A 303-nucleotide genomic window follows, 5' to 3' on the forward strand; every position below is an offset into this window, starting at 1 on the left:
ACAAAGTAATTGACGTTAGACAGGTAATAGCCATTCCGGTGAATTCTGCTATGGGGGACCGCCTGACTCAAGTGTTTGGGCATATGGGGCTTTGCAGCGGTGTTGTGAGGAAGCCAAGCCCCGTTCAACGGGAAATCAATCCTCATCTTCACCCAAGCCATAACCGCCCGTAAAGGCACCGATCTGGGGTCCTTACCAGCGATAATGGCATGGCAGTCACACTTCTGGCTGGGCCTCGGGTCCCCACTCGCCGTCATATGGCGAGCCAGGCGCTTACAGTCGTGACTCTCATTCATGAGCTGC

At 54.8% G+C, this 303-nt stretch carries 1 protein-coding gene; it reads right to left on the reverse strand.

Annotated features, from left to right (window positions below; genetic code table 11):
• On the reverse strand, nucleotides 1-296 hold a 296-nt coding region (locus tag B3520_RS17550), incomplete at its 3' end, for an AHH domain-containing protein (protein ID WP_414673888.1).
• Between the last annotated feature and the right edge of the window lie 7 nt (nucleotides 297-303).

It is taken from the genome of Marinimicrobium sp. UBA4509 (assembly GCF_002388575.1).
Taxonomy (GTDB): domain Bacteria; phylum Pseudomonadota; class Gammaproteobacteria; order Pseudomonadales; family Cellvibrionaceae; genus Marinimicrobium; species Marinimicrobium koreense.